Genomic DNA, 11,797 nt, shown 5'->3' with positions numbered 1-11,797 from the left:
AGGTGCTCAGGGTTGATCAGGGCGCAGCACGATGAACAATCCCTCGGCTTCGGCGCAGAGGGTGTCGCCGTGACGCAGCTCCGCGCGCAGAATCCGTTTGCGTCCCTGCTCGCTGACGAACCAGGCGCGTACTACGAGTTCCTCGCCGATGGGCGTGATCGAGCGGTAGTCGGTGTGCAGATACGCGGTTCGTGCGGGGGCCCGATCACCGCTGCTGGCCAGGCGCCCGAGCACTTCATCGAAGAGCAGCGGAATCGCGCCACCGTGCACCGCACCACCACCGCCGAGAAAGTACCGGCCGAACGTGACGGTGCCCTGCACGCTTTCGTGATCGCCTGCGACGGGAATGAAATTGGGGGACATGGTCTGCCCGCGACCGGGGAGGTCGAGTCTTCTGGCGAATATCTGCCTACGCTCCGGAACGGCGTCGGGGGACAGTCTGTCGGCCCAACTCTTCAGGTCTTTGGCCAAAGCCTCGATGGTCGCTGTGTCCGGAGCGGCGGCGGCCACGTCGTCGAGGAAGTCCCGCAACGCGGCGATCATGTCGCCGTACTCCGGGCCACCGCCCGGGCTGCGGACAGTCGGTTCCTGCCAGGACCGCATCTGCGGGAAACCACCACGCTCGACGGGCTGCTCGGTCACGGTGCTCCTCGGTTTGTCATTTTTCAAGACTAATGCATTGACATTAATCTTAGGCGCTGCGATGCTGGCGTGGCGTGCGTCACAACACGTCGCGAACGAAACTGCCCGCACACCGTAGGAGCGAAAATGCCGGAAGTCGGAACGGGATCGGCTGGTCCACTGGCCGGCCTAGTGGTGGTCGACCTGTCCACGACACTGCCCGGTGCGCAGGCGACGCAGTTCCTCGCCGACTGCGGCGCCGAGGTGATCATGGTCGAGCCGCCCGACGGCAGTCCGCTGCGCGGCCTCGCGAGCTGGCCCGCTCTGCTGCGTGGCAAGCGCAGCGTGACACTGGACGTGCATGACGACGCCGATCTCGACCGGCTGCGGGCGCTGCTGCAGCGCGCCGACGTCATGGTGAACACTATGCGGCCCACAACCGCCGAGCGGTTGGGTCTCACCCACGACGCGCTGTCGCGGCGGTACCCGCGACTCGTGGTGGCAACGATCACCGGATGGGGCTCGACAGGTCCGTTCCGGGATTACAAGGGCTGGGAGGCGCTGGTGATGGCCAAGACCGGCGTCATGCACGAGAAGCGCGGCCTCACCCCGCGACCGGGTCCGGCCTTCGTCACCTTCTCCTATGCGTCCTGGGGCGCGGCGCACGCCGCCGTTCAGGGGGTGCTCGCGGCGTTGATCGAGCGGGAGACCAGCGGGCTGGGTCAGGTCGTCGAGACCAACCTGGTGACCGGAATGGGTTCGATGGATCCGTACAACTGGTTCTACGAGATGGTGCTCGAACGCTATCCGGGCGCCTACGAGCCGATGGATGCCGCCTATGACGACCAGGGCAGGCCGCAGGCGTACCTCATTTACGCGCTGCTGGTGTGTCCGACCAAGGACGGCCGATGGCTGCAGTTCGCCCAGGTGTCACCCAAGCTGATCGGTGCGTGGCTCAAGGAACTGGATCTGCTGGGAGAACTCGCGGATCCGAAGTGGCAGGGCTTCCCCATGCTCCCAACTCCCGAACTCCGCACCGAGTGGTGGGACATGATGATCGAGCGGGTGCGGGGCCGCACGCTCGCCGAGTGGCAGCAGGCCATGGCGGAGAACCTCGACCTCAGCGGGGAGCTGTTCCGGACTCCTGAGGAGTCGCTGGACCATCCTCAAACCGCGCACGAAGGCCGTGCCGTCACCGTGACCGACCCCGAGTTCGGGCCGGTGCGGCAGCCGTCGACCCTCATTCACGCAGAGGGCAGGCCGCTGACCGAGCTGCGGCCCGCCCCACGACTCGGTGAGCACAACGATGCACCGATCGTCGCGGATCCGGTGGAAGCCACGACGATCAACGGCGTCGCTGCGGATCGCCCGCCGCTTAACGGTGTGACGGTGCTGGAGTTCGGCAGCATGTTCGCGGGCCCGTACGGCGCCACGCTGTTGGCCGACCTGGGTGCGCGCGTGATCAAGGTCGAGCCGCTCGAAGGGGACAACATAAGGAGTCTGGTCGCGTTCCCGGAGGCCGGCGGGGGAAAGGTACTGCAGGGCAAGGAGAGTGTCGCCATCGACTTCACCAAGCCGGAGGGGCTCGACCTGGTGTACGAACTCGCGAAGCGGTCCGACATCGTGCTCCAGTGCTTCCGCGGGAAGGCTGCCGAGCGGGCGAAGATCGACGAGGCGTCGCTGCGGGCGGTCAACCCCGACCTGGCCTTTGTGACTACCTCCGGCTACGGGCTCGACGGCCCGTTCGCGCACCGCGCGGCTTACGCACCGTCGGTCGGCGCGGCGTCGGGCCTTTCGCTGATCGACAGCCACGATTCGGGTGACCCACCTGCTGACGTGGACGACCTTCACCGACGGGCAGTCCAGCTTCACGCGGGCGGCACCGTCCCCGCGGTGCAGTCCGACGGCATCGCGGCGCACGGCGTCGGTTCAGCGCTACTCGTCGCGTTGTACGCCAAGCGCCGCGGCATGAAGCTGACGAACGTGGTCACCACCATGCTCGGCACCGTCCAGCAGGCGATGATTCCGTACAACGCGAGCTACGCGTCGCGTCCGGCGGAACGTGCCGCCGATGACCAGTTCTTCGGAATGAATGCGCTCTACCGGATGTACCGCGCGGCCGACGGCTACGTCTTCCTCGCCGCACCGCTGCCGCGCGAATGGCCTGCGTTGGCCAAGGCCATGTCACCCTACGTCGAGCTGCACACCGACGAGCGATTCGCCGACGCCGACGCCCGCGCGGCTCACGACGACGACCTGATCGCTGCGCTGACACCGGTGTTCGCCACCAAGACCAAGTTGGAGTGGGAACACGAACTGACCGCGCAGGACGTCGGATGCGTCGAGGTGGTGGAGGCGAACTCAGAACTGGTGCTTCAGACTGACCCGTACTTCGAGGCCGGCTACGCGGTGGAGGCGGTCAGCCCCATCTTCGAGGAGCACCGTCGTCTAGCGCCGTTGTGTCGGTTCTCGCGATCGCGGACACGGGCGGATGCGGGCTGCACGATCGGTCAGCACACGGACGCAGTACTGCGCGAACTCGGACTCGACGAGAACGCGATCGGCGCCCTGCGGGAGAACGCGGTGATCGGCGGCGGCAGCTAGACCGTCAGGAGTCGTCGGCGGCGATCAGCGCACGGGTTTCGTATGACACCGGTGCGGTCAGCATGCCCACCCAGGTGTCCACATAGTTGTGCAGCTGCGCCTCGCTGACTCCGTGCCCGGATCGGGCGGACGCAGCCAGCACGTTGATCAAGCTGATGTACAGCTGGAACGTCCGTCCGCGCCTGATCCGCTCGGGCAGGTCCTGCAGCGCGGCGTCGACCAACTCCTCCAGCTGCTCCTGGGTCCACTCGTCGTCGACGTGATCCGGCCAATAGTCGCTGCGCGCCCGGGGATCCTCACTGAGCCGAGCCAGGAACGGCACGAACATCTCGCCCGCGGCGATGCTGTTGGCGAGCGGCCGCACCAGCAGCCACACCACGGCGCGGGGATCCGCCTCCTTGCCCTGCTCGCGCATAGTCGCGAGCATCCGCTGTCGATCGGCTCCGAGCGAGGCCTGGCGGTAGGAGACGAGCGCGCGGATGAGGCCGTCGCGAGAGCCGAAGTGGTACCTGATCACGGAGGTGTTGGACTGTCCTGCAGCTTGCTGGATCTCCCGCAACGTCACCGCCTCGATGCCACGCGTGGCGAATAGCCGTTCGGCGACCTCCATGAGCATCACGCGCGTGGATTCACCCGAGGCGTTGCGACGCCGCGTGGCCGCCTGCGAATCGGCGCTCAGTTCGCTCATCGCGGTTCCTCCCGTCCGTCACAGTTCTACCGCTGGCCACGCCGATGTCGAGATAATAATGGACAAGCATTAAAAATGCTGGACTTTCCTGCCCCCTGGCTGGCATCATCAGCAGCAGCGGCTCGGACCCTTGGAGGACTAATGAGCATGATCTGGACGAACTCGGGAGACTCTCACTTTCTGGAACCCGACGACCTGTGGCAATCGCGGTTGCCCAAACGACTCGCCGACCTGACGCCGCGCGCGGAGAAGGATCCCGACGGGGAGTACGAGACCGTCTTTGTCGACGGGCAGATCTTCCGGCGCAAGCTCCCGTCGTCGGCGATGACGGCCTTCTTCGAGGAGAGCATGAAGCCGCAAGGCATCCGCGATGCCAAGGCCCGCATCGGGGACCTGGATAAGGAAGGCGTCTGGGGTGAGGTGATCTTCCCCTCGCTGGGAATGTGGGGTTCGACGTTCCGCACCCCCGAACTGCTCAAGGCGTGCATGCGCGCCAGCAACGAATGGGCGCTCGAGGAGATCTGCGCCGTGTCGCCGCGCTACGTGGTGACCGCGCAGGTGTCGACGCTGGTTGTCGAGGACGCGATCGAGGAGTTGCACTGGGCCGCGGGACAGGGCTTCAAGGCGGTCTTCCTGCCGACCACACCGCACCCGAGCGCCCCCGACTGGCACCGAAAGGAATGGGAGCCATTCTGGGCCGCCGCCGAGGAAGCCCGCATGGTGATCGCCTTTCACATCGGCACCGACCCGGTGGACATGACGGTCGGCGGCGCCAGCGGTGGTGCGGGCATGGTCTACCGCGGACCGGGTGGGGCAGTGCTGAACTATGCGGAGACGACCTTCTCGGGGCAGCGCGCGGCGATGAAGATGGTCGCCTCCGGGGCCCTGGATCGCCATCCCGATCTGAAGGTGCTCATCTCCGAAGGTGGAGCCACGTGGGTGCCGTTCCTTGGCGACCGGATGCTCGAGGGATACCGCCAGCACCATATGGCGGTACGGCCCAAGCTTTCCCGCAGCCCCAAGGAGATCCTCTACAGCCAGGTCTACGCGTCGTTCCAGCATGACGAAACCGCCGTGGCCGCCTTCGACCACATGGGCTACAAGAACGTGATGTTCGGCAGCGACTACCCGCACATGGAGGGAACCTTCGGTCACACGCAGGACACCCTCAAGGGCCTCTTCGACGGCGTGAGCGACGAGACTAGGCTACGGATCACCCAGGGCACTTTCTACGAACTGTTCCCCGACGTGCCGCCGATCCCGGCCGAGAAGTTCTGAGCGCATGTCGAATACGTCGGGCCTACGCGATGTCGCCATCGTCGGCGTTGGCGCCACGCCCTACTACAAGCGTGGCGGCTCGCTGCCCAAGTCGATCACCGAGTTGGCCGGTGAAGCCATCCTGGCCGCCTGCGAGGATGCCGGTGTTCCGGTCACCGACATCGACGGTTTCGCCTATTACTCGGGTGCTAGCGCAGGCTACACCGAGAAGATGGACACCGCTGATTTCGTGGAAACCCTTGGCATTCCCGAAGTTCGGTTCACCGCGGCGCTGACGTCCGGCGGAGGTGGTTCGGCGGGGGCAATCGGGTTGGCGCGTGCCGCGATCGTGGCGGGTGACGCCTCGGTGGTGGTCACGGTGATGGCGTTGCAGCAGGCTAAGCAGCGCCTGGGGTCGGTGTTCTCAGCGATGGACCCGGATCCGATCAACTCGTTCCTGCAGCCGTCGGGCCTTTTCGGACCGGGCCAGCTGATGTCCGTCCTGGCCCGCCGGCACATGCACCTGTATGGCACCCGCCGCGAAGCCTTCGCGGAGATCGCAATGTCGACGCGGACCAACGCGTTGAACCGACCGAAGGCCATGCACCGCCAGCCACTGACGTTGGAGGACTACTTCAACGCCAGGATGATCGCAGAGCCCTTGTGTCTCTACGACTTCTGCCAGGAAACCGACGGCGCCGTCGCGGTGATCACCACCAGTATGGATCGGGCCAAGGACCTCAAGCAGCCGCCGGTACCCGTGGTCGCCGCCGCGCACGGCGGTGTGCGCGATTGGGGCAGAGCGTTCGCGTGGATGGGGATGCCGGACGAATACTTCGCGTCCTCCGGCAACGCGCCCATCGCCAAGCGACTCTATGAGCAGGCCGGCGCCGGGGCCGCCGATATCGACGTGGCGCTCTTGTACGACCACTTCTCGCCGATGGTGCTGATGCAGCTCGAGGACTACGGGTTCTGCGGCAAGGGCGAAGGTGGCGCGTTCGTCGAGAGTGGAGCCATCCGGTTCGACGGCGGCAGCATCCCGGTCAACACCCACGGCGGACAACTGTCTGAGGCCTACATCATCGGAATGACTCACATCCTGGAGGGGGTCGAGCAGATGCGCGGTACGGCCATCAATCAAGTGAAGGACGCCGAATTGGCTTTGGTCACAGGCGGTCCTGCGAGCTTGCCGGTCAGCGGCCTCATTCTGGGGAAGGCAGCGTGAGCACCGCGGCAGCAATTCTGGCCACCACCATCCCCGGCGAGCACGTCCGGATTGCGGTCAACAAAGACACCGAGCCTTTCTGGCAGGCCGCGAAGGAGCGTCGCCTCGTCGCGCCGCAGTGCGCGGAGTGCCAGACGTTCCGGCTGCCCCCGACACCGTTCTGCCCCAATTGCCAGTCCAAGGAAGTGAATTGGGTCGAGCTCAGTGGTGTGGCAACGGTGTACAGCTTTGCGGTGGTGCACGGGTTTCCCGGCATGCCGGACTTGCTGTTGGTGTCTGCGGTCCTCGACCTGCCCGACGCGCCGGGAGCCCGGCTGGTGTCCAATGTCGTTGACGTCGCACCAGCCGACGTCTCCATCGGCTTGTCGCTGCGCGTCGACTTCTCACCCATCGCGGACGGTTGGCTACTGCCGATCTTCCGTGTCGCTCAAACCGATTAAGGAGAGAAACGCCATGTCCGACGACAGTGCGCTTCATGAGAAGCCGCTGGAGTTTCTCACCAGCATCGCCAATACCGGCGGAGACTGCGACGGCCAGGCCATTCTCCCCGTGAACGGTCACTTTCGGTGCACGTGCTCGTGCGGCGAGTGGGACGTGATTGTCGATGACCCGCAGGAAGGCCTGCGCCAGGCGAGGATTCACACAGCTAGCGCGACCGACTAGTTTCTGAGGAGCCGAACGCATGGGTAATCTCGACGGCAAAGTTGTCTTCATCACCGGTGCTGCGCGTGGCCAGGGCCGCGCTCACGCGGTGCGACTGGCCGCGGACGGCGCGGACATCGTGGCGCTGGACATCTGCCGTGACATCGATTCCATCGACTACCCCAACGCCAGCCGGGAAGACTTGGACGAGACCGTCGAGCTCGTCGAGAAGGAGGGCAGGCGCATCGTCGCGCGTCAGGCCGACGTGCGTGACGCCGATGCCGTCGAGCAGGTCGTCGCAGATGGTCTCGGCGAATTCGGTCGACTCGACATCGTCATCGCGAACGCCGGAGTCATCCGGCTCGGCGCCGGTGGAGACCGGCGAAAGGCGTTCCGCGACATCGTCGATGTCAACCTGATCGGCGTCTGGAACACCGTGGAGGCCGCCACCCCCGCACTGGTCGAAGGGGGACGCGGTGGGTCGATCGTGATCACCTCGTCGAGTGCCGGACTCAAGGGCACCGGCACCGACAGGGTGGGAGGGCAGGCCTACACAGCAGCCAAGCGCGGACTCGTGGGCTTGATGCAAGTGTGGGCAAACGAATTGGCGCAGTATTCCATTCGCGTCAACACGATTCATCCGACGGGCGTGGCCACGGGGATGGTGATGAACGACGCGATGGCGGCGATGTTCGAAGCAAACGACCCCGCGCTGTCGACGATGCAGAACGCGTTACCGATTCAGATCCTGATGCCCGAGGACATCGCGAACGCGGTGGCCTTCCTGGTCTCTGACGAAGCCAAGTTCATCACCGGCACTGCTTGGCCGCTTGACGCCGGCTTCGCCGTCCGCTGACCGCCCGAGAGGAAGTAATCGACAATGACGAGTTCCGTTGACGTCGAGCGTCCCAAAGTCGAATTGCGCATCGGTGCCGAACGGTTATCCACCGGCTCGGGAGGTGTGCGTCAGCACATCGATCCTACGACCGGTAGGCCAGACGCCGACGTCCCGATGGCCGGGCTGTCCGAGGTTGACCGGGCGGTGCAGGTGGCGCACGCGGCATATCTGAACTGGCGCCGCACCAAACCCGCAGACCGCCGGCAGCTGCTGATGCGCCTCGCCGATCTCATCGAAGCGCGCTCGGAGGACTTCGCGCGAATGGCCGCGCTGGACAACGGCACACCGATCGCGACCTCGTCGGTCATGCTCCCCGTGGCGGTCGAGTGGACCCGCTACTACGCCGGGTGGGCAGACAAGCTCAGCAGTGAGGTGACCGCGACGCTGCGGGCGGACGGCGAGTTCAGCTACACGCTGGCGCAGCCGTGGGGCGTCGTCGGTGCGATCATCACGTGGAATGGCCCGCTGATCTCGTTGGCGATGAAAGTTCCTGCGGCAATCGCGGCAGGAAACACGGTCGTCATCAAGCCGTCGGAGTTGACGCCCTTCACCGCGGGGCTGTTCGCCGACGTCGCCGCAGATGCCGGGGTTCCCGACGGCGTCATCAACGTGGTGCCCGGTGGGGCCGAAGCAGGCGCAGCGCTTGTCGAACACCCGTTGGTGAAGAAGATCAGTTTCACCGGCGGACCCGAGACGGCGCGAAAGATTTTGCGGTCTTGCGCCGATCAGATCAAGCCGGCGGTGATGGAACTTGGTGGAAAGTCGGGCAACATCGTATTCGCCGACGCAGACCTCGACACCGCATGCGGAATCGGAACGATGATGTCGGTCGGAATACTCAGCGGGCAGGGCTGCGCCTTCCCCACTCGAATGATCGTTGAGCGATCGATCTACGACGAGGTCATCGAGCGGGTGAAAACAATCGCCGGTTTCTTGAAGGTGGGCCATCCGTTCGAGGCCGACACGATCTCCGGACCGGTCGTCAGTCAGCAGGCGCTGAACCGGATCTCGGGAATGGTCGAGCGGGCCATCGCGGACGGCGCGCGCCTGGTAATTGGCGGCGGACGCCTGGGCGGTGAGCTCGCCGACGGGTATTTCCTCGAGCCCACCATCCTCGCCGACGTGGACCCGCAATCGGAGCTGGCGCAGACCGAAGTGTTCGGGCCAGTGCTCTCGATGATCCCGTTCGACGACGAGGAGCATGCGATCGAGATCGCGAACGGCACCCCGTACGGTCTGTCGGGCTACGTCTTCACAAACAATCTGCGCCGCGCGCACCGGGTGGCCGAGGAACTCGACACGGGCGAGGTGCTTATCAACGGCGCCCCTAACCTCGGTTGCACGCGCCCGTTCGGCGGCATCGGCATCAGTGGGATGGGCAAGGAAGGTGGCCGAGCGGGCCTCGAGGAGTTCCTGCATTTCAAGACCGTGAGCATGGCGTGACGGCGGCGACCGATCAGGTGGCCTCCGACGAAGACGTCCTCGACCACGCCAGCGCTTCGCTGACCCTGCACGTGCGCGACCTGGACGCGTCAGTGCGTTGGTATTCCAGTGTTTTCGGGACCCGGCCCGTCCACCGCGGCACCGACACAAGCCTCGACGGCGTCGGCACATCCTTCGCCGTGTTTCTTCTTGCGGGCATGAAGGTGTTCCTGAGCGAAACGGGAGCCGACCACGGGGATTGCGACCACGAATCACATCCGCCCACTCTTGTCTTCATGACGCGAAGGCCACTCGGACCGCTTCGCCACCAAATCGAGAGTCGCGGCGCGCTTTTCAGAGATGAGACCGTGGATGGGTTCCCGGCCGATGCCGACGGCGTCCGTGCGGGTCGCAATGCTGAGTTCCTGTGGTTCTACGACCTCGACGGCAACAAGATGGAGTTTTGCCGAGTTTTGAAGAAGGACTGACGTCATGACGCGGGGGATCGAAATGCGCTGGAGGGGGCTGTCATGATCTTGCCTGCCGACTACATCCCAATGCCCACCGAGCTCAGCCCTCCCACCGGCCCGTCGGTGGGTTTCACCGCCGCAGCCGCCGTCATTGTGGTGGCGTTGCTGGTGTGGTGGTGGTTCTCAGGCGAACGCCGGAGGGGACCCATCCTGCCGTTGCTCTTCGTTGGCATTGCCATATCGGCCATCGTGGTCGAACCGGTCTACGACAACACCCTCCTGTACTGGTATCCGCCGGACAACGCGCTCGGATTGTTCAACACATATGAGCGAACCGTGCCCTTGTTCACCGTGATTGGCTATGCCTGGTTCTTCGGTGGGACGTCTTACATTCTGTGGCGGCTGTTCCAGCGCGGGGTGAGCAGACGACAGATCTGGGGTCTGTTCGGAATCGTGGTCTTTATCGACGCGCTGGCGACCGCCGCGGCAGGCTGGCTTGGGATCAGCGGGTTTTACGGCGACCAACCGTTCATGTTCGGCGGGGTAAATGTGTGGTTCGCCTTCGCCGACGCGACCGGTTCGATCGTCGGTGCAGTGATTCTCTACCTCTTGGTGCCACGGATACAGGGCTGGAAGTGGCTGTGGTTGTTGGTGATCCCGACGATCTCCTACGGCGCTGTTCTCGGCGGCGTGACGTCACCGGTAGTCCTCGGCCTGCATTCGGATTGGACGACGTCGGGCCGATGGCTTGGCGGCGCGGGAACCATCGCACTGTGTTGCATCGTCGCGTATGGGTGTGTTGCGATTGCGGAGAAGGGCTCGTTCTTCAGAGCACTGTCGATTCCGCGCAACGATACGGCACCCGAACCTGCGACCAGCGTTCCGTCGCACTGACCATGCCTGACGCGCCAGTTCCGTTGACGTTCGACGTCACGGCAGCAGTGGGCTCCGGTGAGCAGCTGATGCAGGCGGCGTGGGCTTTTCTTCCCGAGCGGCCCGCCGATGCGCCAGCCGTGCTGGTTTGCCTCGCCGGCGGCACCTACGACAAGCACTACTGGCATATCGACATCGAGGAACATCCTGGCTACAGCTTCGGCGAACACATGGCCGATGCCGGCTTCGTCGTCATCGCCGTCGACCACCTTGGGATCGGCGACAGTACCGATCCGCTTTCGTCCGGACCGTTGGGTTTGGAGTTGCTTGCCAAAGGTGATGCCGAAGTCGCGCGCCAGGTCAGGGAGCGGCTACGACATGGCAATCTGCACGACGACCTCCCGCCGATGACCGTCCCGCTGATCGGCGTCGGCCATTCGATGGGTGCCTGTTTGACAACCATGGTGCAGGCCACCGCCCGTCCATATGACGCCGTCGCACTGCTGGGATACGGCGTGCAGATCACCAATGTGTACGAAAGCACCGCCGACGCACAGGATCTGGAACAGCGGATTCAACAAACCATTGAGGTGTCCTGCCAACTCACGGGGGCCCAGCCCACAGACAGTCACACGTTCGCGCCTCGTTCGTATCTACTTGAATTGTTCTATGCCGGTGAGGTGCCCCAACCGGTCGTCGATGCGGATACCGCGGTGCAGAGCCGGGTTCCGGTCCGAGCAGCCGCCGAGGTGACCACTCCCGGAATGGTCGAGCGCTACGCCCCGCTGGTGGATGTACCCGTGTTCCTGGCCTTCGGCGCGGCGCTCGACGTATCACCGAATCCGTATGCAGAGCCCGCCAATTACACCGGTTCGCCGGACGTAACTCTGTACCTCGTTCCGGGTTCGGGCCACTGCCACAACTTCGCGAGCCACCGCGGACATTTGTGGGACCGGATCGCGCAGTGGCTACGAACTGTCCTGCCCGTCGCCCCTGTTCAGGTTTAGGAGAGCGCAGTGAGCAGAACAGTGACAAGTTGAACGTAGATTCAGGCGCGTTGCTCTCCGCGCTCCAGGGCCGCAGCGGTCGAAGCGGTG

Annotated in this window: 12 protein-coding genes; 10 read left to right on the top strand and 2 right to left on the bottom strand. The window is 64.8% G+C overall.

Annotated elements, in window-relative coordinates; all coding sequences use genetic code 11:
* Positions 1-6: 6 nt before the first annotated feature.
* A complete protein-coding gene (locus AC0KS4_RS12555) occupies positions 7-603 on the bottom strand; it encodes a PaaI family thioesterase (RefSeq protein WP_425326368.1) in 597 nt (198 codons plus the stop codon).
* Positions 604-768: 165 nt separating this feature from the next.
* Between AC0KS4_RS12555 and AC0KS4_RS12550 the strand changes: the two genes are divergently transcribed.
* Entirely contained in the window at positions 769-3,225 is a 2,457-nt protein-coding gene (locus AC0KS4_RS12550) for a CaiB/BaiF CoA transferase family protein (RefSeq protein WP_041785002.1), read from the top strand.
* A gap of 4 nt (positions 3,226-3,229) precedes the next feature.
* On the opposite strand, the gene AC0KS4_RS12545 is transcribed toward AC0KS4_RS12550, so the two are convergent.
* Positions 3,230-3,913, bottom strand: coding sequence for a TetR/AcrR family transcriptional regulator (locus tag AC0KS4_RS12545; RefSeq protein ID WP_014384940.1), 684 nt, complete (start codon positions 3,911-3,913; stop codon positions 3,230-3,232).
* Between the two features lie 141 nt (positions 3,914-4,054).
* Between AC0KS4_RS12545 and AC0KS4_RS12540 the strand changes: the two genes are divergently transcribed.
* The 9 genes from AC0KS4_RS12540 (at position 4,055) to AC0KS4_RS12500 (ending at position 11,707) form a co-directional block, all read left to right on the top strand.
* Positions 4,055-5,191, top strand: coding sequence for an amidohydrolase family protein (locus tag AC0KS4_RS12540; RefSeq protein WP_014384939.1), 1,137 nt, complete (start codon positions 4,055-4,057; stop codon positions 5,189-5,191).
* 4 nt (positions 5,192-5,195) lie between these two features.
* A complete protein-coding gene (locus tag AC0KS4_RS12535) occupies positions 5,196-6,395 on the top strand; it encodes a thiolase C-terminal domain-containing protein (RefSeq protein WP_238956011.1) in 1,200 nt (399 codons plus the stop codon).
* Positions 6,392-6,835, top strand: a complete 444-nt coding sequence (locus AC0KS4_RS12530) for a Zn-ribbon domain-containing OB-fold protein (protein WP_238956010.1) — start codon at positions 6,392-6,394, stop codon at positions 6,833-6,835. Before AC0KS4_RS12535 ends, AC0KS4_RS12530 begins: the two co-directional genes overlap by 4 nt.
* Before the next feature lie 13 nt (positions 6,836-6,848).
* Positions 6,849-7,058 (top strand): hypothetical protein, encoded by a 210-nt coding sequence (locus AC0KS4_RS12525; protein WP_064939808.1) that lies wholly within the window; start codon positions 6,849-6,851, stop codon positions 7,056-7,058.
* Between the two features lie 19 nt (positions 7,059-7,077).
* Entirely contained in the window at positions 7,078-7,893 is an 816-nt protein-coding gene (locus tag AC0KS4_RS12520; protein WP_064939810.1) for a mycofactocin-coupled SDR family oxidoreductase, read from the top strand.
* Positions 7,894-7,917: 24 nt separating this feature from the next.
* Entirely contained in the window at positions 7,918-9,378 is a 1,461-nt protein-coding gene (locus tag AC0KS4_RS12515) for an aldehyde dehydrogenase family protein (protein WP_238956009.1), read from the top strand.
* Positions 9,375-9,845, top strand: coding sequence for a VOC family protein (locus tag AC0KS4_RS12510; RefSeq protein WP_238956008.1), 471 nt, complete (start codon positions 9,375-9,377; stop codon positions 9,843-9,845). The genes AC0KS4_RS12515 and AC0KS4_RS12510 overlap by 4 nt, the downstream gene beginning before the upstream one ends.
* A 105-nt stretch (positions 9,846-9,950) precedes the next feature.
* Positions 9,951-10,721, top strand: coding sequence for a hypothetical protein (locus tag AC0KS4_RS12505; protein WP_238956007.1), 771 nt, complete (start codon positions 9,951-9,953; stop codon positions 10,719-10,721).
* A gap of 2 nt (positions 10,722-10,723) precedes the next feature.
* Positions 10,724-11,707, top strand: coding sequence for an alpha/beta hydrolase (locus tag AC0KS4_RS12500; RefSeq protein WP_338341732.1), 984 nt, complete (start codon positions 10,724-10,726; stop codon positions 11,705-11,707).
* Positions 11,708-11,797: the final 90 nt, after the last annotated feature.

It is taken from the genome of Mycobacterium sp. NTMscope_MAC_12 (assembly GCF_976985675.1).
The sequence above is the reverse complement of the archived record's forward strand: the minus strand, read 5'-3'. Positions and strand labels throughout refer to the sequence as shown.

Excerpts from the sequence above, each read along its gene's own strand:
- AC0KS4_RS12555 (WP_425326368.1), bottom strand. The coding sequence starts at position 603 with ATGCGGTCCTGGCAGGAACCGACTGTCCGCAGCCCGGGCGGTGGCCCG.
- AC0KS4_RS12550 (WP_041785002.1), top strand. The coding sequence starts at position 769 with ATGCCGGAAGTCGGAACGGGATCGGCTGGTCCACTGGCCGGCCTAGTG.
- AC0KS4_RS12545 (WP_014384940.1), bottom strand. The coding sequence starts at position 3,913 with ATGAGCGAACTGAGCGCCGATTCGCAGGCGGCCACGCGGCGTCGCAAC.
- AC0KS4_RS12540 (WP_014384939.1), top strand. The coding sequence starts at position 4,055 with ATGAGCATGATCTGGACGAACTCGGGAGACTCTCACTTTCTGGAACCC.
- AC0KS4_RS12535 (WP_238956011.1), top strand. The coding sequence starts at position 5,196 with ATGTCGAATACGTCGGGCCTACGCGATGTCGCCATCGTCGGCGTTGGC.
- AC0KS4_RS12525 (WP_064939808.1), top strand. The coding sequence starts at position 6,849 with ATGTCCGACGACAGTGCGCTTCATGAGAAGCCGCTGGAGTTTCTCACC.
- AC0KS4_RS12520 (WP_064939810.1), top strand. The coding sequence starts at position 7,078 with ATGGGTAATCTCGACGGCAAAGTTGTCTTCATCACCGGTGCTGCGCGT.
- AC0KS4_RS12515 (WP_238956009.1), top strand. The coding sequence starts at position 7,918 with ATGACGAGTTCCGTTGACGTCGAGCGTCCCAAAGTCGAATTGCGCATC.
- AC0KS4_RS12500 (WP_338341732.1), top strand. The coding sequence starts at position 10,724 with ATGCCTGACGCGCCAGTTCCGTTGACGTTCGACGTCACGGCAGCAGTG.